Here is a 20,448-nt window from a genome sequence, read left to right on the forward strand (position 1 = left end):
TTATTCAAATAAACTTACTGGTAGCGCATTTAACCGCTCTAGATCAGCTTGTGTATCTACACCCGGAGGCAGATTGGCTTCAGCAATATCGATCGCAATACGATGACCATTTTCTAATACGCGTAATTGTTCAAGACTTTCTAATTTTTCAAGATTGCCTTGTTCCCATGTCACATATTCTTGCAACAATTTCACACGATATGCATATAAACCCAGATGACGAAAAGCACGATCATGCAGCTTTGGCTGCTGTAATTTTGCACCATCACGATCATAAGGAATAGTTGCTCGACTAAAATATAATGCTTCTTTACGATTACTCATCACGACTTTGACGATACTATCACGCTGGAATTCATCTAATGCGTGAATAGGCTCGCATAAAGTAGACATTGAGCAATGCGGTTGATCAATTAAAAGCTGAGTAACTTGTCGAACCAATTGAGCAGGAAGTAATGGTTCATCACCCTGTACATTGACAATAATATCGTTTTCTGCCCAGCCTTTTAGACGAGCAACTTCACTCAAACGATCTGTGCCTGACGGATGATCGGTGCTGGTTAAAACCACATCAATTCCTTCTGCACGACACACTTCAGCAATACGATCATCATCAGTCGCAACACATAAATCATCAAAACCTGCAACTTTCTTGGCTTGATCTACGACACGTAAAATCATTGGACGACCATGAATAAGCAAAAGTGGTTTTGCAAGTAAACGCGAACTCGCAAAACGAGCAGGAATGACTATATGTTTCATGTTAGAACTCTAAGAAAATTGGATACCGACTTGTTGCAATTGTTGTTTCAATAAATCATAACAGTCTGCAGATAAAACCGCTTCAACAGGCACAACCCAAATCGGAATATTAAATTCTGGGTATTGTTTCAATAGAACCTTAAACTTTACCGCATCTTTTTCTGTGGTAATAATTGCATCTTGATTATTGAAGGTGAGATCATCGATCTGATAATCATGATGATCAGCAAACTCATGTGTTTGATATTGCTTCACATTCAATTGATTTAAAGTTTGATAAAATCGTTGAGGGAAGCCAATACCAACAACCACATTAAAATACTGATTTGGATCAAATACATTTAGATCAGTATTTAAATTTAACAGATATGGCTGACCAATCGCTAAATGCATATTCCTTTGTGATTGAGCAATTTTAGTATGTTCAATGACCGTACTTCTATTTAGGCGTGATTTAGGCTCACGTAGATACCCTTCAGGCAGCAACTTTTCATTCCCCAAACCACGATTTTGATCTAGAACAATCCATTCAATTTGACGTGCTAATGCCCAATGTTGCAAACCATCATCGCTAATAATTAAATCGAGTTTTTCAGATTTCAATAATAATTCAATTGATGCTTGACGATTTGGCCCAACCGCCATGGGTACATGAGTAGATTGAACGATTAAACACGGCTCATCACCAGCAAGATCTGGTTCAGACAAAGCATTCACCAAAACTGGAAAAGGTCCTTTGCCACCATATCCTCGACTAATTACACCAACACGAACACCTTGTTGCTGTAAATATTTAACGAGCTGTATTAATAGAGGTGTTTTCCCACTTCCTCCAACCGTGATATTACCAATAATCATCACAGGAATTGGAGCTGTGTATTTTTTCTTAAGACCAACCGCATATAAGGTTTTATTTATTTCAAAAATTAAGCGATACAATAATGATAAAGGACGCAACACGATCAACCACGACGCTTTTTTATTCCAAGCATCTTGTACGTGTTGCGCAATAGACATTATTAATTTTCCTCAAAATTACGTTGATGCAATTGATAATACACGCCATGTTTATCTAGCAACTCAGTATGTGTACCCTGCTCGATAATTTGTCCTTTGTCCATTACCACAATAAGATCTGCATTTTCAACTGTAGATAAACGGTGCGCGATAACTATGGTCGTACGACCTTGCATCGCTTCATCAAAAGCTTGTTGGATAAAGTACTCAGACTCATTATCAAGCGCACTGGTTGCTTCATCTAGAATTAAGATCGGAGAATCTTTTAAAATTGCTCTAGCAATCGCAATACGTTGACGCTGACCGCCTGAAAGATTCAAACCTTGTGCACCAAGTATTGTGTCGTAACCCTGTGGCAAATTCATAATAAAGTCATGCGCAAAAGCAGCTTTTGCAGCTGCAATAACCTGTTCATCACTTGAGTCTTGAAGCTGACCATAAGCAATATTGTCACGCACTGAACGATTGAATAGCACAACCTGTTGATTAACTGTCGCAATTTGTGAGCGGAGATAAGAAAGCTCTATTTCTTGTACAGGAATATCATCAAAATAAATTTGCCCTTCACTTAATTCTTGAAAACGCGGCAGCATATTTACTAATGAGGTTTTCCCTGCACCAGATCGACCAACCAAAGCAATGGTCTGACCTGCTTTAATATCTAGACAAAAGTCCTTAATTGCATGCGTACCATCGGTATAACGTAAATTCGCATGATCAAATTTAATATTACCCTTCAAAACTGGTTTTAGTTGCCCATTATTTTCTTCTTCTGGCATGTCAAGCAGTTCAAATACCGAATGTGCTGCCGCCAAACCACGCTGAAGTTTTTCATTAATATCCGTCAAGTTTTTTACAGGCTTAGAAATTAAGCCAGCAGCTGTAATGAATGAAATAAACTCACCAGCAGAGGTATCACCGAAAACCTGTGGACGTAACGCAAGCCAAAGAATGATAGCCATTGCCATTGATAATAAAAGCTGAATGATCGGGCTATTAATATTTTGCACCACAACCATTTTTAGGCCACGACGAAGATTTTCCTCGGAAGATTTGTAAAAACGTTGCTGCTCAAAAACCTCACCCGTAAAACTCTTAACAACCGAGTTTCCATTAATCGTTTCTTGTACTACATGGTTCACATCGCCCATAGTATTTTGCACTTGAATTGACAACTTACGCATTTTCTTAGATGCGATTCTGACCAATATCCCAATGAAAGGCATGAAAACCACGATACATAGAGTTAATCGCCAGTTGGTATAGAGTAAATAACTCAATAAACCAACAACAATCAAACCGTCTTTAATCAAGGTCTGTAAAGATTCAGATGAAGCCGCAGTTAACTGCTCGACGTTATACATCAACTTTGCGCTGATATGACCTGCACTATTATCAAGATAATATTGCGCTGGCAGTCTTAATAGTTTTGCATAAACTTCCTGACGGATGCTAAAGACTAAGCTGCGTGAAATAACCGCAGAAAAGTAACCACCAAGAAAGAGTCCAACACCACGAAAAAACATCAATAGAACAATAAGTGCTGGAAACCAATCTAGATTACTACGGCTACCTTCTTGAATAGCATCAATAATATATTTCAATAACTTTGCGACAGAAACCTCTGTCGCCGCGTTTATTCCAAAACCAAGTAAGACGAATAAGGCAACGCCCCAATAAGATTTTAAATATGATATTAAACGGACATAAACCTTAAAATCCTGATTCACTCAGTAAAACCTCTCGTTGGAACTTTGGTGCTAATATTGACATTAACAAAGCCGAGTTGACCTGCCACATCCATTACACGAATGACATCTTCATGTTTTGCTTTTGCATCAGCCGCAATAATAAACATAAAATCACGACGATCCTTTGCAGCTTGTTTAATCGCAGTACTGAGATCGGCACTATCTTTAGTAGATAATGCTTGACCATTCACAGAATAATGTCCTGTGGAGTCTACCATGATTTCAATTTTGTGATCGAATTGTTTAGGTGGGACACCTTGAGCATCTGGTAAAGTAAGATTTATACGGCTTTGTTGACTAAATGTCGTAGATAACAATAAAAATACCAATATGAATAACATACAGTCAATCATTGGCGTCAAATTGATATGAATATCTTCAACTTGAGAGCGTTTAAATTTCATAATGTCACCTATGCTCAGCTTGCACGGCGATGTTCTTGCACATGAGGTACTTTTTTGTAGAAAAGTGCAGCATGAAATAATGTTGATTGTTGTTCTAACTCAGCAATATATTCATGTACCACACGTTGAAAATAACGATAAGCAATCATTGCCGGAATCGCAATCAGCATACCTACAGCTGTCGTAATCAATGCTTTAGAGATACCAGGCATCATCATACTTGCATTTCCAGCAGAACCGATATCAATCACTAAAAACGATTCAATAATACCAAGTACTGTTCCTAACAAACCAAGCAAGGGTGCAATCGCGCTCAATGTACCTAAAAAGTTAATATTTTTTTCTAGATAGCTAATTTCTTGGGAAGCTGTTGCTTCCATTTGTGCACGTGCAAACTGCTCACCTTGATCTTGATGGTCATAACCAGCTTTTAAAATACGACCTAACGGACTTTTTACAACGTCATCTTGCTCTAAATGTGAAATAACATTGTCTACATTTGAGCCTTGAACCAGTAATGCTTGAGGTAGAACTTGTGACCGTCTTAAGCGAATATATCGCTCAATTGTAATAGCAACCGTAAAAATTGATGAGAGAATAAGCGGTAGCATTAACCAACCACCCGCTTTCACAAGTTCCCACATATTATTCCCCAATAATATTTAAAATATAAAAGGACGCACCTTAAATATTAGTTAGGTAAACAAATATTTAAAATTCCATCCAACTCATCCAATGAGTGATAATGAATGACCATTTTTCCTTTACCTTTTTGGTTATGGTCAATTTTCACATTTGCTCCAAAACGTTCCGATAGTTTCTGAGTCAATTGTTCAATATCAGGAGAAACCTGCACCTTTTCCTTTTCAGGCTTTGGTTCACTCCACTCACGTACTAACTGTTCAGTCTGACGCACTGACAATGCTTTTTCAATTACGATTTTAGCAACATCCATTTGCTCTTTTGCTTTTAGGGTCAGAATGGCGCGAGCATGTCCCATATCAAGTTGACCTTGTTGCATTAAGTCTTTAATTGGATCAGCCAAACTTAATAACCGCAATAAGTTACTCACCGTAGTACGAGCCTTACCTACTGTATCCGCGATTTCTTGATGACTTAAACCAAATTCATCATGGAAACGCTGTAAAGCTACAGCTTGATCAATTGGATTGAGATCTTGTCGCTGAATGTTTTCAATTAACGCCAATGCAATTGCGACTTGGTCATTTAAGTCACGTACAATTGCCGGAATTTCAGTCAAACCTGCTAATTGGGCAGCACGCCAACGACGCTCACCCGCAATAATTTCGTAGGGGTGTTGTTCATCATCCACTGGACGAATCACAATCGGTTGCATTACGCCATGCTTCTCAATCGATGAAGCAAGTTCTTGTAAATCTTGTTCCTGAATAAAACGGCGTGGCTGATATTCGCCACGTTTCAGTAAATTGACATCAATTTGCTTGAGTTGACCATGATCCAAAGCCTGTGCTTCAAGTTGCAATTTCTCTTTTTGAATTGAACCCAATAGTGCATCTAAACCACGACCTTTAGCCAATCCGCGTTTTTTGATGCTCATACAGCACTTCCTTTTTTCACTTTACTTTTCTTCAATATTTCTGCAGCTAAATTCAAATATGCAACTGCACCTTTTGAGCTTTTTTCGAAATAAATCACTGGTAAGCCATGTGCTGGCGCTTCAGCCAAGCGAATATTCCGAGGGATCACCGTTTCGTATAACTTTTTACCAAAATATTGCTCTAACTCAGCAGACACATCACGGGTTAAAGCATTACGAGCATCATACATCGTACGTAACACCCCTACAATTTCCAAGTTTGGATTCAGGGCTTTTTGTATACGATCAATTGTTTGTGTCAAATCTGCCAAACCTTCCAAAGCATAATATTCACACTGCATCGGAATAATTACACCATTGACCGCAGCCAAAGCATTCACAGTAATCAAACTTAGGCTTGGTGCACAATCTACAATAATATAATCAAATGCTGAATCTACTTCTTGTAACGCATTTTTGAGAATAAACTCTCGCCCTTCTTGCTCGGCAATTGCTAGCTCAACGCCAGCAAGTTCACGATTTGCACCTAAAACTTTATAACCAACCTCAGCTTTCTGAATTGCTGTTTCAATTGGCACTTCTCCAAGTAAAACATCCGTAATTGAATACAGAAGATCATTCTTCTGAACGCCAGACCCCATAGTGGCATTACCCTGAGAATCCATATCAACCAACAATACGCGTTTTTTCAAGATTGCTAAAGAAGCAGCAAGATTAACAGCTGTTGTGGTTTTCCCCACGCCACCTTTTTGGTTTGCAATTGCAATAATTTGAGCCATGATTACCCTTAGTATTTTTATTGAATTCGTTGAAGTAAAAGTAAATGACGTTGTTCATCTAGTCGAGGCACACGCAACTCAATCACTTTGCATGAATACTGTTCTTTGATCTGTTCCATTTCATCAGTTGGAACCAAACCTTTCATTGCCGCAATAATACTACCCTCATGCATATAGGGTTGCGCTGCATCTACAAAATCAGTTAATGATGCAAATGCACGACTAGTAATCACATCGAATTGACCTAGTTCATCAATACTGTCTTCATTTTCTACACGTGTTTGAACTGCAATTACATTATCTAATTTTAAATCGGCAATAAATTGCTTGAGAAAACGAATTTTTTTTCCATTTGAATCTAATAATACACACGAGCGCTGTGGTTGACATAATGCAATGATCATGCCCGGCATTCCACCACCCGTGCCAACATCTAATAAACGTCCTTGTGGCAAATCATTTAAAATACTTAAGCTATCTAATAAATGTTTAACCAGCATTTCTTTCGGATCACGAATTGCTGTCAGGTTATATGCTTTATTCCATAGCACGAGAGCATCTTGATATTTCAATAAGAGTGTTAGCGCTTCCTCACTTAGGTTTAAACCTAACGCTTGACTACCTTGCTTTAATTCTTGAAAAAAAGGATGCATAACAGTGCGACATCTCGATAAACTTGCCGTGCAGTATACCGATTTCTGATGCAAGGCACAGTAGGACTTGTTGAACGATTATGCAGTTAAACATTTTCAAACATGATAAACTGCACAATCTATTCAGTTTTTTGTCTTTCCTTAGACAAATTTAAGGTAAATAAGACAATAACCTATTACGAAAACTTATTTTGCTTAATTTGTTGATCTAGCTGCTCCAAACGTTCAGGTGTGCCAACATCCACCCAAATTCCTTGTAATTTTTCAGCTGACACTTGTTGTTGTTGCATCGCTTGCTTTAACAATGGCGCTAGAGGTCTTTTACCATTTTCCAAACCATTAAACATCTGCGGGGCTAATACTGCAACACCACTATAAGTTAAGGCTTCACCTATTTGTTCTTGCTCAAAAGTATGGGCCAAATTATTAGACAAGATAAAATCACCTTTCTGGTGCTGAGGTGGATTTTCAACCAACACTAAGTGTGCTTGCTTATCGCCCAAATGGACATTTAACAATGACGAAAAATCCATCGTGGTCCAAACATCACCATTCACCAAAATAAAAGGTTCATCACCCAGTAACGGTAAAGCATTGATAATACCACCTGCGGTTTCAAGCCCTTCTCCTTCATGAGACCACAAAATCGTCACACCGAATTTAGAGCCATCCCCTAAAGTAGTTGCCAGTTTTTCACCCAACCAAGCGGTATTAATAACAATCTCTGTAACACCAATCTTTTGCAACTTTTCAATATGCCAAACAATTAGTGGTTTACCACCCACTTCAAGCAAAGGTTTTGGTGTATGTAAGGTTAGAGGACGCATGCGATTCCCTAGCCCTGCAGCAAGAATCATCGCTTTCATTATGCTGCAACCTCATAATCGCCATATTTTGCAGTAAATTTAGGCATGACCACGTCACGCATAAATAACATAAAGCCATTCAATTCATTATAACCTTGGCTTTCTTCAAGCAAATACCACATTACTCGTGGTAAATCTTTTAAATACCCAGATTTACCATCGCGCTCAAACAGACGAACAAATATACCTAGAATTTTGAGATGGCGTTGAATTGCCATCAAATCTGCATCTCGCTTGAATTGCTCGAAACTACGGTTTTCTTTCGCTACAGCTGGTAATAAGTTATAGAACACCTCAAACCATTCGTAGACACGCTCAGCATTCCACTGTACATAAGCATCACGTGTAATCGAGATCAGATCATAGGTATCTGCACCAATAACTGCATCTTGGAAGTCGATCACTCCTAATGCTTGCTCATTCTCGATTTTCATCAAATTACGGCTGTGAAAATCACGATGTACAATCACTTGTGGCTGATGCGTCGCCTCAACAGCTAAAAAGTCAAAAGCTTGTTCAATTGTTTCTAACTGCTGCTCTGTAGGCTGAATATCTAATGAAGGCAACATCCACTCTGTCAACAAACGCATCTCTGTCATTAATTTTTCATAAGAGTATGCGGGTAGTTGTTCAAGACCGTCGATTTGTTGTAATTCAATCAACTGTTCAAAGCTTTGTGCATAGTATTGGTCAACAGTTTCATCTGTTAATAACGTTGAAAGCACAACATCACCAAAATCTTCCAATAGTAACAACCCCAAAGTCAGGTCTTTAGCAACGATATGCGGAACACGCACACCATTTTTGTCAAAAAACTCATCAATACTTACAAATGGTGCACAATCTTCTTTTTCAGGTGGTGCATCCATCAGCATATATGTTTTGTTTTGTAACTTAATTCGCGCATAACGGCGAAAGCTTGCATCTCCAGCCAAATAATTGATCTCGAATTGATCAGATTGGAGAGTGGCTTGGAGCCAAGTTTGTATCAATTGTTCACGTTGTGTATTCATTTGCAATAAAATCTAAAACTAGCTGAGATTTTGAAAGCTTAAGTGTAGCCACTTATCAACTTTTTCTCTATGATGCGACAATAATTAATTGTGAATTAGCGTACTGGTTAATGAGACAATGAAACATCAGTTTAAATTTAATCCTTTAGCAACAGCTATTTTGACACTCTTGTGTGGCGGCTCGATCCAATCAGGTTTCGCAGCTCCAGCTGATGCTGTCTCTACGCTTGACAATAAACAGCTGAAAGCCACTATCCAAAAAAACCAAGATCAAGACAGTTATCCTGGTGAAAAATTTTTTCAGCAATATTATGTCGACAAATCTGCACCAGAAGCACAATTACGAGACAATCGTTATTTAAGCTCTTCTTTTTGTCAGGGAACATGGGTCACACCAATTAATCCCGAAACAAAGGCAAGTAATTCCAACACAACGACATCAGTGATTACCGCTGATTATGGGCATTACAACCCAACTGGCGATTCTGTTCTACAAGGCAATGTCGTGATTGATCAAGAAGGTCGCACAATTCGTGCAGATCAAGTTACGATTGACTCAACCCAGACGCACGCCTCCGCCCAAGGTCGAGTACAGCTTGCTCAATCAGGTCTACTCACTCAGAGTGACGCAATAAATTATAATTTAAAAACTCAAACAGGTGATTTGAACAATAGTTTTTATATTTCTGAACAGCAACATGCCCACGGACATGCAACCCAGATTAAACGACAGAATGAAAATTTAGTTGTATTAAAAGATGCAAGTTATACCGCTTGCCCTCCTGAACAAAAACCGGCTTGGAAAATCCAAGCTAAACAAATTGAACTTGACCAAGCAACTGGTCGTGGCGTAACTCGCGGAACAAAACTGTATGTAAAAGACGTGCCTGTTTTAGCCGTGCCATATTTCAATTTTCCAATTGATGACCGTCGTACCACTGGTTTATTAAGTCCAAATTTTGGTTATAGTAACGAAGGTGGCGTCCAACTGACGGCACCCGTATACCTTAATCTTGCACCAAATTATGATCTTACACTCACACCAAGTTATATGAGCAAACGCGGCGCAAAATTAGATGCCGAATTCCGTTATATGACTGAAAATTTTGGTTCTGGACGTATTTGGGGTGGATATTTACCAAACGACAACCATTACGAAGATAAAGATCGAAGTGATTTGCATTTTCTTCATGATTGGAAAATCAATAACCAATGGTCAACCAACCTAGAGTACAACTACGCTTCCGATAAAGATTACTTCGCAGACTTCAATAACAACCCAAACACGCGAACAGATCTTAACTTACGTCGCGCATGGGAACTTAATTATCGCAATGGTATTCCTGGACTTAAGGCCCAATTAAAGGTTGAAGACTTTCAAACGCTAGATCAAAGTATCAAAGATGCAGATAAGCCTTATGCACGACTTCCACAGTTTTTATTAAATTATGTAGGCGGGAATCCTCAAGGCTTTCAGTATGAGTTTAATAATGACACTGCTTATTTTAAGAAATCAATCACTGATGGCTCTGCGTTAGAATCAAGTGGTACACGTATTTATAACCAATTTGCCGTTCGCTATAACTACCTGACCCCATCTTGGTTTTATGCTATTCCAGAAATATCTGTCAGAAGCATTAATACTTTTTATGATCAAGATTCTAAAGAAGGTCGCGGTCTTTCTATATCGGATGATTTAGAAAAATCCGTTGCGGTACCTCAATTTAGTTTTGCAACAGGCGTTACTTTTGAAAAAGAAGGTAAATATTTGCAGAGTATCTCACCTCGTGCGTTTTATGCCTATTCTCCTTATAAAAAACAAGATGATCATCCTAACTTTGATTCCACTACGGCATCAATTAATTACGATCAACTTTTTAACCCTTATCGATTTTATGGACACGACCGCTTAGATGACAATAACTTCTTGTCACTTGGTGTTACTTATAGTCTATTAGATACAGAGGGCTTAGAACGTATTAAAGCAAGTATTGGGCAAAGCTATTATTTTAGTGATCGGCGTGTAACATTAAATCAACAACCAGATGAGTTCGATACACAACGCCGTACTGGTCCAATTGTAAGTGTTTCAAGTCAATTAAATCAAAACTTTACCATAGCTGCAAATTCTGCGTGGATGTCAAATGGCGACAATGCTCAACGTGATTTTCAAGCCTACTATGCTGGAGAAAAAGGCAACTTATACAATGTAGGTTATTTCTATCGCAACAATATTCCAGATCGTCAAAGTTCATACGACCAAGCTGTTGCATCGTTTATACAACCAATAAAAGATAATTGGCGTATTATGGGTCATGCTCAATACGACTTAGATAATAGTTTAATGCGAGAATACTTACTTGGTGTGAATTATGAATCTTGTTGTTGGGCAATTTCAGTTTATGGCAGATCCTACTACAATGATTTAGATGATCCAAACTCACCAGATGTTCATAGAAAACGTGCTGTTATGGCTGAGGTAACACTTAAAGGTTTAGGTGCACTCAACAATAAGCTCGCCTCTCTTCTTGAAAATAGAGTTTTAGGTTTCAACAAAATTAATCAATCTTGGACACAACGTTAATGAAGATAAAATCTTTCCAACATATCTTTAAAGCGACTGTTCTCGCTACACTTATTTCTTCATCAATGCAAAGCTTTGCGCAACCTACGGATGAGGTTGTTGCAATAGTTGATAGTAGTGTCATTCTTAAAAGTGATTTAGAACAAGGGATTGCAGAAACAGAACATCAGTTAAAAGCACAAAATAAAACTGTGCCACCCCAACAGTATTTACAAATGCAAGTACTTGATCAGCTCATTATCCGTCAGGCCCAATTAGAACAGGTCAAACGTTTTGGCATCAAAGCTGATGAAAAAAGTTTAAATGCTGCTGTCTTAAAAATTGCAAATCAATCAGGTGCTAATACACTAGAAGCATTCCAACAAAAATTGGATGCCATTGCACCGGATACTTATGAAAATTTACGTAATAGGATCGCGGAAGATTTAGCAATTGGTCGCTTACGCCAACAACAAGTCATGTCTCGTATTAAAATCAGTGATCATGATGTTGAAAACTTTTTAAATTCACCAGAAGGCCAAGCTGCACTTGGCACACAAGTCCATGTGATTCACATGCGCATTTCTGGTGAAAATAGCGAAGAAGTTAAAAAAGTTGCACAAGAAGTCAAACAAGCACTTGCGACTAGTGATGATCCTAAAGCGATTAGTACCAAACTTGCAACCAGTGCAATCAAGGTTGATGGTGCTGATATGGGATTCAGAGCACTATCAGACATTCCTACTGAACTTGCAGCACGCATAACACCATTACAGACTGGTCAGACCACAGAACTGATCAATGTCCGCGATGGCGTTCATGTTTTAAAACTTTTAGAACGTAAACAAAATGATCAAAAAGCACTTGTATCACAATATAAAACTCGACATATTTTGATTCAACCATCTGAAGTTGTCAGCTTAGATCGTGCGAAACAAATGATTGATAGTCTTTATAATCGTGCGAAGGCAGGCGAAGATTTTGCAACCCTCGCTGCAACCTATTCAAATGATACTGGTTCAGCACGTGATGGTGGCAGTTTAGGATGGGTAAATCCTGGTGTTATGGTGCCTGAGTTTGAACAAGTCATGAAAGAAACACCAGTTGGGCAAATCAGTAAGCCTTTCCAGAGTCAATTTGGTTGGCACATTTTACAAGTGACTGATACTCGCCAACAAGATATGACCAAAGAAGTGCAAGAACGTATGGCTCGTCAAATTTTAGGTGAGCGTTTGTTTGATACCGAGGTAGATGGTTGGATGCGTGAACTTCGGGCTAATGCTTATGTTGAAATTAAGGATGCAAATCTAGACACGAAAGCACCGAAATAATCCAAGTTAAAACTGCCGGCGATCGCCAGCAGTTTTATTTTAAATATATTCAAAATAAAAATAGCGGCAATTGCCGCTATTTTTTAGATTACAAATCAATTATTTGTAACGATCAACCATTTTCTCTAAAGAAATTGGGCGGATCTTATCTGCATTACCTGATGTACCGAATGAATTATAACGATCTACACAAATTTGCTTCATCGCTTCAACTGTTTCACCAAAGAATTTGCGCGGATCAAATTCGCTTGGTTTTTCAGCCATCATACGACGCATCGCACCTGTAGATGCCAAACGTAAATCGGTATCAATATTAATCTTACGTACGCCATGTTTGATTGCTTCCACGAGCTGCTCAACAGGAACACCATAAGTTTCCTTAATATCACCACCATACTGGTTTATCACAGCCAACCACTCTTGTGGTACAGAGCTTGAACCATGCATTACAAGATGCGTATTTGGTAACGCAGCATGAATTTCTTTAATACGATCAATTGCCAAGATATCGCCTGTAGGTGGACGAGTAAACTTGTACGCACCATGTGAAGTACCAACAGCAATTGCCAAAGCATCTACATTCGTATCAGCGACAAATTGAGTTGCTTCTTCAACAGAAGTGAGTAATTGAGAATGATCCAGCACACCTTCAGCACCAACACCATCTTCTTCACCAGCCATACCAGTTTCAAGGCTACCTAGGCAACCAATCTCACCTTCAACTGAAACACCACACGCATGCGCCATTGCGACAACACGACGAGTAACATCAACATTATAGTCATATGATGTTGGAGTCTTACCATCAGCACCCAATGAACCATCCATCATCACTGAGCTAAAGCCCAATTGAATTGAACGCTGACAAACATCAGGACTCGTCCCGTGATCTTGGTGCATTACCACAGGAATATGTGGCCATTCTTCAATAGCTGCCAAAATCAAATGACGTAAGAAAGGTGCACCTGCATATTTACGTGCACCTGCCGAAGCTTGCACAATAACAGGTGAATTCGTTGCATCAGCAGCGAGCATAATTGCACGCATTTGTTCTAAATTGTTTACGTTAAACGCTGGTACGCCGTAGTTATGTTCTGCAGCGTGATCCAAGAGCTGGCGCATTGAGATGAGTGCCATAATATCCTCCCAGGTAATGCGGCATATTCTACATGTTGATTTACTTCAATTCAGCAACTAATCACTGGATTTCCGAAAAAATCATGAATCTTTTGTGTAATTTAGCAAATGAGGGTCTTTCAAAATAAAAAAAGACTAAATTAAGAAATAATTTAGTCTTTTTTAAATGTTATCGGAATATCAGAAAATCTTATTTAGCCTTAACAATACCCATCTAAACGCGTTAAAGGTAGCTTTTTACCAATTGCTTTTTCAATTTCTGGTAAATAGAAAGCATCATCTTCCGATAAGAAACTAATACTAACACCTTGAGCACCAGCACGACCTGTACGACCAATGCGATGTACATAATCATCAGACTGCTCTGGTAAAGTAAAATTCACCACATGCGATACGCCGTCAACGTGAATACCACGACCAGCAACGTCTGTTGCGATCATAATATTATGCTTACCTTGTTTGAACTGGTCGAGCATCTTCAAGCGTTTATCCTGAGCGATTTCACCAGACAACATACCGACTTTATAACCATCACGCTTTAAATGATCATATAAACGACGAACCTGATCTCGACGATTTGCGAAAATCATAACTTTATCAATTGGTTCATCACGCAAAATTTCTTGCAATAATTTGTACTTATCTTGTTTCGCAACCACATAAACGCGCTGCTCAACATCATTGTTGGTTTTTTGCTCAGGTTCAATCTCAACCGTTACAGGTTCAAATAGCCACTGACGAGCAAGGTTAAGCACATCATAGCTAAAAGTTGCAGAAAACATTAAAGTTTGACGTTGTTCTTTGAAGGGTGAATAACGCACAATCCGTTTTACCGATGGAATAAAACCCATATCTAATAAACGATCGGCCTCATCAATCACAAGGAATTCAATCTTATCCAACCAAACTTCTTTTTGCTCGACAAAATCAATTAAACGACCGGGCGTTGCAACGATAATATCAACAAAATTACTATCCAACATTTTCTTTTGCTTATCAAAATCCACACCACCAAGTAGAGTGACAAGATGTAAGTTTGAAAATTTTGTTAAAGCTTGTGCATCACTCTCAATCTGTAGTGCTAACTCACGTGTAGGAGCCAGAATCAATGCACGTGGTTCGCCACGAAAACGTTGTTCTTGTAGCGGATTATTTAATAGATCATTGATCACACTAATCAAAAAGGCTGCTGTTTTACCTGTACCAGTTTGCGCTCGACCAATGGCATCATGCCCTGCTAATGTATATTTCAAAACCTTTTGTTGAATTGGGGTCATTTGTGTAAAACCCAAAGCATCAATTGCCTTCTTCAACTGCGGATGTAAATTTAAGGTTTCAAAACCAGATGTCATATATGCTCTCGAACCATCAATGATCAAAAGAAAGTGGCCATTATAAACAAAAACGCCCCAAATAACATTGGGGCGTTTTTATATTGCGTTAAAGCAACAAATTAGTCTAAAGGCTGAACGTTTTCAGCTTGGAAACCTTTTTGTCCTTGAACTACGCTGAATTCAACGCGTTGGCCGTCACGTAAAGAACGGTGACCGTCACCCATAATTGCGCGGAAATGAACAAATACGTCATCACCACCATTACGTTGAATAAAACCAAAGCCTTTAGTGTCATTAAACCACTTTACTACGCCTTGTTCACGAGCTGTCATAAGTCAATCCTCAGATATTGAAAGATAAGGACCTTCCGGTGTTGCAAACAGCAGAGCCAACAAGGTTTTAAAATTTTTATAATTTCAAAGCTTGTAATCATTCTGTAAAACTATCAACAATTTCCGGTTACATCCATTTGTTATAGGTTTTTTTAACGATTTTATCGTATAGCATACATCCTAAAACGCATCGAGCTTAACATGGGTTCATGATAATTAATAGATTTATTTTGAGTTATTTCCAATGTTTCTATCTGTTTTTTTCAATAATTTAGCAGTTTTTAAGTGCTTTTTTTAGTGTAAAAATGCACTGCTTTATTGCCATAAAACGAGAAACAATTTTAGATAAAATTAATCAGAAAAGAAAATCAAAGCGATTAATTTGCATTCAAAGCTATTGAGCTAGTTATTAGGTTTAAAAACATTCACAACCATTTTTTTTAAGATTAAAAGTTCAAAAAAGAAAAACCGAATTAATATAACTTCCTAAATAATTCATAGTAAATCCTCAGTAATCAACATGTAAATTTGTTAAAATCATATCAAACTCAATTTGTTAAAACTTTATGACTCAAATATCTACCTCTCCTGAAGTGATTGATGCGCTTGGACAGCCATGTCCAATGCCACTATTGATGTTGAAACGTGCTCTAAAAAAAGCTGAAGGATCTAAACAGTATTTATTGAAATCATCTGATCCACATAGTGAAATTGATGTAACACGATATTGCCAAATTCAGCAACTTCAATGCCAGACACAAAAAATTTCAGAGAATGAGTTTCACTATTTAATTGAATCTATGTAATTCTTTGATAAACTCTAGCTAAAGATAAACTAGATAACTTTACATTTTTATACTCAAATTTCCTTAGTGATGAAAAACATTCGCATTAAGATGAAATTGTTGACTTAAATATCATCCTATAAGTAAGGAGACTCCATGACTACTGACAGCAGCAATCAATTGATGCCCCTGTCATTGTCTGCGCCAGGCGTAAATCTCGGTGCATATATCAGTACTGTCAATCAAATTCCAATTTTAACAGCCGAGCAGGAAAAAGAACTTGCTGAGCGTTATTATTATGACCAAGATCTTGATGCTGCCAAACTATTGGTAATGTCACACTTACGCTTTGTCGTACATATAGCACGTAGCTATGCAGGTTACGGATTGCCACAAGGCGATCTTATTCAAGAAGGTAACCTTGGATTAATGAAAGCGGTAAAACGCTTCGATCCAAATATGGGTGTACGCTTAGTTTCTTTTGCAGTGCACTGGATTAAAGCCGAAATACATGAATATGTGATTCGTAACTGGCGTATTGTCAAAATCGCAACGACCAAAGCACAACGTAAATTATTCTTTAACTTACGTAGTCTTAAAAAATCAAGCAAACGACTCACTTTAGAAGAAGCGAAATCAATTGCCAATGATTTGAATGTCACACCAGAGCAAGTGCTCGAAATGGAAGGTCGCTTAACCGCTTATGATGCTGCTTTTGAAGCTCAAGGCGATGATGATGACGACACCCCACATACAGCTCCTGCACTTTATCTCGAAGATAATCGCTACGACCCAGCTCGGTTGATTGAAGAAGAAGATTATGAAGAGCAAAGTAGTTCTGCCTTACATGAGGCAATGGAACAGCTTGATGATCGTTCTCGTAATATCTTGCAACGCCGCTGGTTAGATGATGATAAATCGACTTTGCATGAATTGGCCGCAGAATATAACGTTTCAGCAGAACGTATTCGACAGCTTGAAAAGAATGCAATGGAAAAAATCAAAACTGCCATGTCTGCAAGCTAAAATCGAATCAGACACAAGGGCTTTAATGCCCTTTTGTTTTATCTGGCTTTGTTTAAGCACCAGAATATGTTAACTTTGTTCATCAAATTTCCAGTTCCATTATCATTATGTGGATAGCTATCTCGGCGCTTAACCTTGCGCTCGCAGTTATGTTGGGTGCTTTTGGTGCTCATGGACTCAAATCTTTTGCAACCCCAGAGCAGCTCGCTTGGTGGGGTACAGCAACCCAATACTTCTTTTATCATGCGATTGGTTTGCTTATTCTTGGCACCCTGCATAAAACCACAGCAACCTTCCCAATAAAAATTCCTTTTATTTTGATCCAAATTGGTATCATCTTTTTCTGTGGTTCGTTGTACATTATGGCGCTCGGCCTACCTCGAATCTTAGGTGCGATTACACCGATTGGCGGTGCATTTATGATTGCAGGTTGGGTGCTACTCGCATGGCAAGCGATTAAGCATGCGAAATAAGGATTGATCATGCACATCTATTTAAATGGCGAGTCAACAGACACGTCTTGTGAAAATCTACAGCAATTGATTCAAAGCTTAGTGCTTGAAGGCAAACGCTTCGCTGTAGAGAAGAACCAACAGATTATTCCGAAAAGTAGACTTGAGCAAACAACAATTGCTCCTGAAGATCGTATTGAAATTATTCAAGCTGTTGGTGGCGGCTAATCGGCTAAAAATGGAGTAAGCCCATGCAAGATTCCCCTTTAATTGTTGGTTCACGTACCTTCCAATCTCGTTTATTGGTCGGAACTGGTAAATATAAAGATCTCAATGAAACTGATTTAGCCATTCAAGCCAGTGGTGCTGAAATTGTCACCGTTGCAATTCGTCGTGTAAACATTGGTCAGCATGCCGATCAACCAAATCTGCTTTCTGTGATTCCACCTGAGAAATACACAATCCTGCCAAATACCGCAGGTTGCTTTGATGCAGATAGCGCGATTCGGACTTGTATGTTGGCACGTGAACTGCTTGATGGTCACAATCTGGTAAAGCTAGAAGTACTCGGTGATGAAAAAACCTTATACCCAAATGTCACTGCAACACTTAAAGCTGCACAAACCTTGATTGATGATGGTTTTGAGATCATGGTCTACACCTCGGATGACCCGATTGTTGCGCAAGAACTTGAAAGCATGGGCTGTGTTGCGATTATGCCTTTGGGCAGTTTGATTGGTTCAGGCTTGGGCATTCTCAATCCACACACCATTTCCATCATTAAGGAAAATGCCAAAGTGCCTGTCTTGGTCGATGCTGGTGTCGGTACAGCCAGTGATGCGGCAATTGCAATGGAATTGGGCTGCGACGGCGTACTCATGAATACAGCGATTGCGGCTGCTCAAAATCCGATTTTAATGGCTTCTGCGATGAAGAAAGCGGTTGAGGCAGGTCGTGAAGCATTTTTAGCAGGTCGTATGCCACGTAAGCGTATGGCGAATGCGAGTTCACCTGAGACAGGATATTTCTTTAAGTAAGAGAATGAAGGGGCTAAATAAGTCCCTTCTTTATTTGTATTAATTACTATTTGCTTAATGCAATAATTATATGGATAAGGCCAAATTCTTTAAAAACCACTCATTTGTACAATAATTTTTGAGATAAAATGATTTATTGTTCCTAGATTTATCAATAAGTTATCAATCTAAATTTTAAACAACAGATAGAAGAATACTGACTTTTTACTTATAGTTTTTAGTAAAACCATAGAGATAAGATCTTTTTTTACACAAAAAGATTCTGTATATTTAAATAAAATACTTTTAAAAACATTATTTTAATTTTTTATGGTATTTTTAAAGTAATTCGTTCATCAAAAAAATTTAAAAAAATACAGTGCTTAGGTATAGAATACGGCGCTTGTTTAACCTTAAACCGCATATAGGTTTATAAGGCTTTTATATGTTTAATGTATTGTCTCGATTGAGTTTGGTCAGCAAAATTATTATTGCTATTTTTTTAGGGATTGGCGTAGCTTTGCTTTTTCCTAACTTTACACCTTATTTGAGTTTATTAGGTGAATTGTTTATTAAAGCATTAAAATCGGTTGCCCCGATTCTTGTTTTTGTTTTAGTGCTTGCTTCGATTGCTAATTTCAAAGTTGGGCAAAACTCAAACTTAAAGCCTGTTATGATTTTGTATGTAGTTGGAATGCTACTCGCAGCATTTAGTGCTGTGGTAGCAAGTATTGCTTTTCCAAGTCAGCTATTCCTTAATTTATCAACTCAACCAGCTCTACAAGCACCTGGTAGTTTGGCTGAAATTTTAAAGAACTTATTATTAAGCTTTATTGCCAATCCTGTACAAGCGATTAGTGAAGCCAACTTTATTGGTATTTTGGCCTGGGCAATCGGCTTAGGTTTAGCATTACGTCATAGTTCTGAGACTACGAAACAAGTGCTTACTGATGTAGCTGATGCTGTAAATCAAATTATTCACACCGTGATTGGTTTTGCCCCTGTGGGAATTTTTGGCTTAGTCGCAGTCACATTTGCAGATGCAGGTTTAGCAACTTTATCTAGCTATGCACATTTGTTAATTGTACTAATAGGAACAATGCTTTTTGTTGCATTAGTGATTAATCCAATCTTAGTCGCATTAACTATGCGAGCAAACCCTTACCCATTAGTGTTTAAATGTTTAAAAGAAAGTGGAATCACGGCATTTTTCACACGTAGTTCTGCTGCCAATATTCCTGTGAATCTGGATTTAGCGCAACGCTTAGGTGTAAATGAAGCAACTGCAAGTGTATCTATTCCACTTGGAGCAACAGTCAACATGGCGGGTGCAGCGGTTACAATTACAGTATTAACGCTTGCTACTGTTCATACATTGGGTATTCATGTTGATATAAGCACAATGATTATCCTTTCAGTGGTTGCAACCATTTCAGCATGCGGTGCATCAGGTGTTGCAGGTGGTTCATTACTGCTCATCCCTGTTGCTTGTAGTTTATTTGGTATATCATCTGAAATTGCGATGCAAGTAGTTGCGATTGGTATGATTATCAGTGTATTACAGGATTCGACTGAAACTGCGCTGAATTCGTCAACTGACGTTTTATTTACTGCTGCTGTAGATTTCCGAAACCGAAAAAACTAGTAG

21 protein-coding genes are annotated in these 20,448 nt (G+C 38.4%); 8 read left to right on the forward strand and 13 right to left on the reverse strand.

Features of this window, described 5'->3' with window-relative positions:
- The 10 genes from kdsB to IEV17_RS00935 form a co-directional block, all read right to left on the reverse strand.
- Entirely contained in the window at positions 1-762 is a 762-nt protein-coding gene (gene kdsB / locus IEV17_RS00890; RefSeq protein ID WP_004662387.1) for a 3-deoxy-manno-octulosonate cytidylyltransferase, read from the reverse strand.
- A 9-nt stretch (positions 763-771) separates the two neighbouring features.
- On the reverse strand, positions 772-1,779 hold the full coding sequence (gene lpxK / locus IEV17_RS00895) for a tetraacyldisaccharide 4'-kinase (protein ID WP_004662389.1): 1,008 nt from the start codon (positions 1,777-1,779) through the stop codon (positions 772-774).
- A 2-nt stretch (positions 1,780-1,781) separates the two neighbouring features.
- Positions 1,782-3,509: a lipid A export permease/ATP-binding protein MsbA gene (gene msbA, locus IEV17_RS00900; protein WP_004662391.1), complete on the reverse strand. Its 1,728-nt coding sequence runs from the start codon at positions 3,507-3,509 to the stop codon at positions 1,782-1,784.
- Positions 3,506-3,934: an ExbD/TolR family protein gene (locus IEV17_RS00905; protein WP_004662393.1), complete on the reverse strand. Its 429-nt coding sequence runs from the start codon at positions 3,932-3,934 to the stop codon at positions 3,506-3,508. Before IEV17_RS00905 ends, msbA begins: the two co-directional genes overlap by 4 nt.
- Before the next feature lie 14 nt (positions 3,935-3,948).
- Complete coding sequence (locus IEV17_RS00910; protein WP_004662396.1) at positions 3,949-4,578, reverse strand: MotA/TolQ/ExbB proton channel family protein; 630 nt, start codon at positions 4,576-4,578, stop codon at positions 3,949-3,951.
- A 47-nt stretch (positions 4,579-4,625) separates the two neighbouring features.
- Positions 4,626-5,513 (reverse strand): ParB/RepB/Spo0J family partition protein, encoded by an 888-nt coding sequence (locus IEV17_RS00915; protein WP_004662397.1) that lies wholly within the window; start codon positions 5,511-5,513, stop codon positions 4,626-4,628.
- Positions 5,510-6,292, reverse strand: a complete 783-nt coding sequence (locus IEV17_RS00920) for a ParA family protein (protein WP_004662399.1) — start codon at positions 6,290-6,292, stop codon at positions 5,510-5,512. The genes IEV17_RS00915 and IEV17_RS00920 overlap by 4 nt, the downstream gene beginning before the upstream one ends.
- Before the next feature lie 17 nt (positions 6,293-6,309).
- Positions 6,310-6,945, reverse strand: a complete 636-nt coding sequence (gene rsmG, locus IEV17_RS00925; protein ID WP_004662401.1) for a 16S rRNA (guanine(527)-N(7))-methyltransferase RsmG — start codon at positions 6,943-6,945, stop codon at positions 6,310-6,312.
- A 176-nt stretch (positions 6,946-7,121) separates the two neighbouring features.
- Positions 7,122-7,811, reverse strand: a complete 690-nt coding sequence (gene murU, locus IEV17_RS00930; protein ID WP_004662402.1) for an N-acetylmuramate alpha-1-phosphate uridylyltransferase MurU — start codon at positions 7,809-7,811, stop codon at positions 7,122-7,124.
- Positions 7,811-8,824 carry an aminoglycoside phosphotransferase family protein gene (locus tag IEV17_RS00935; RefSeq protein WP_004662404.1) on the reverse strand — a complete coding sequence of 338 codons (1,014 nt, stop codon included), beginning with the start codon at positions 8,822-8,824 and terminating at the stop codon, positions 7,811-7,813. The genes murU and IEV17_RS00935 overlap by 1 nt, the downstream gene beginning before the upstream one ends.
- A 118-nt stretch (positions 8,825-8,942) precedes the next feature.
- Between IEV17_RS00935 and IEV17_RS00940 the strand changes: the two genes are divergently transcribed.
- The gene (locus IEV17_RS00940) at positions 8,943-11,408 is read left to right on the forward strand and encodes an LPS-assembly protein LptD (protein ID WP_004662406.1); all 2,466 of its coding nucleotides are present in this window, start codon (positions 8,943-8,945) and stop codon (positions 11,406-11,408) included.
- Positions 11,408-12,718, forward strand: coding sequence for a peptidylprolyl isomerase (locus tag IEV17_RS00945; RefSeq protein WP_004662408.1), 1,311 nt, complete (start codon positions 11,408-11,410; stop codon positions 12,716-12,718). Before IEV17_RS00940 ends, IEV17_RS00945 begins: the two co-directional genes overlap by 1 nt.
- Positions 12,719-12,817: 99 nt before the next feature.
- Here IEV17_RS00945 and fba read toward each other — a convergent pair whose 3' ends face one another.
- The 3 genes from fba to IEV17_RS00960 all read right to left on the reverse strand — a co-directional run bounded on the left by fba (position 12,818) and on the right by IEV17_RS00960 (position 15,521).
- On the reverse strand, positions 12,818-13,855 hold the full coding sequence (gene fba / locus IEV17_RS00950; protein WP_004662410.1) for a class II fructose-bisphosphate aldolase: 1,038 nt from the start codon (positions 13,853-13,855) through the stop codon (positions 12,818-12,820).
- Between the two features lie 200 nt (positions 13,856-14,055).
- Positions 14,056-15,207, reverse strand: a complete 1,152-nt coding sequence (rhlB, locus tag IEV17_RS00955; RefSeq protein WP_004662412.1) for an ATP-dependent RNA helicase RhlB — start codon at positions 15,205-15,207, stop codon at positions 14,056-14,058.
- A 101-nt stretch (positions 15,208-15,308) separates the two neighbouring features.
- The gene (locus tag IEV17_RS00960) at positions 15,309-15,521 is read right to left on the reverse strand and encodes a cold-shock protein (protein ID WP_004653893.1); all 213 of its coding nucleotides are present in this window, start codon (positions 15,519-15,521) and stop codon (positions 15,309-15,311) included.
- Positions 15,522-16,087: 566 nt separating this feature from the next.
- On the opposite strand from IEV17_RS00960, the gene IEV17_RS00965 reads away from it, so the two are divergent.
- The 6 genes from IEV17_RS00965 to sstT all read left to right on the forward strand — a co-directional run bounded on the left by IEV17_RS00965 (position 16,088) and on the right by sstT (position 20,445).
- The gene (locus IEV17_RS00965; RefSeq protein WP_004662415.1) at positions 16,088-16,327 is read left to right on the forward strand and encodes a sulfurtransferase TusA family protein; all 240 of its coding nucleotides are present in this window, start codon (positions 16,088-16,090) and stop codon (positions 16,325-16,327) included.
- A 135-nt stretch (positions 16,328-16,462) separates the two neighbouring features.
- Entirely contained in the window at positions 16,463-17,332 is an 870-nt protein-coding gene (gene rpoH, locus IEV17_RS00970) for an RNA polymerase sigma factor RpoH (protein WP_004662417.1), read from the forward strand.
- Between the two features lie 107 nt (positions 17,333-17,439).
- Entirely contained in the window at positions 17,440-17,805 is a 366-nt protein-coding gene (locus IEV17_RS00975) for a DUF423 domain-containing protein (protein WP_004662419.1), read from the forward strand.
- A 9-nt stretch (positions 17,806-17,814) separates the two neighbouring features.
- Positions 17,815-18,012 carry a sulfur carrier protein ThiS gene (gene thiS / locus IEV17_RS00980; RefSeq protein ID WP_004662421.1) on the forward strand — a complete coding sequence of 66 codons (198 nt, stop codon included), beginning with the start codon at positions 17,815-17,817 and terminating at the stop codon, positions 18,010-18,012.
- A 23-nt stretch (positions 18,013-18,035) separates the two neighbouring features.
- Positions 18,036-18,821 carry a thiazole synthase gene (locus tag IEV17_RS00985; RefSeq protein WP_004653899.1) on the forward strand — a complete coding sequence of 262 codons (786 nt, stop codon included), beginning with the start codon at positions 18,036-18,038 and terminating at the stop codon, positions 18,819-18,821.
- 424 nt (positions 18,822-19,245) lie between these two features.
- A complete protein-coding gene (gene sstT / locus IEV17_RS00990) occupies positions 19,246-20,445 on the forward strand; it encodes a serine/threonine transporter SstT (protein WP_004662422.1) in 1,200 nt (399 codons plus the stop codon).
- Positions 20,446-20,448 lie beyond the last annotated feature (3 nt).

This window comes from Acinetobacter modestus (genome assembly GCF_014636095.1).
Classification (GTDB): Bacteria; Pseudomonadota; Gammaproteobacteria; order Pseudomonadales; family Moraxellaceae; genus Acinetobacter; species Acinetobacter modestus.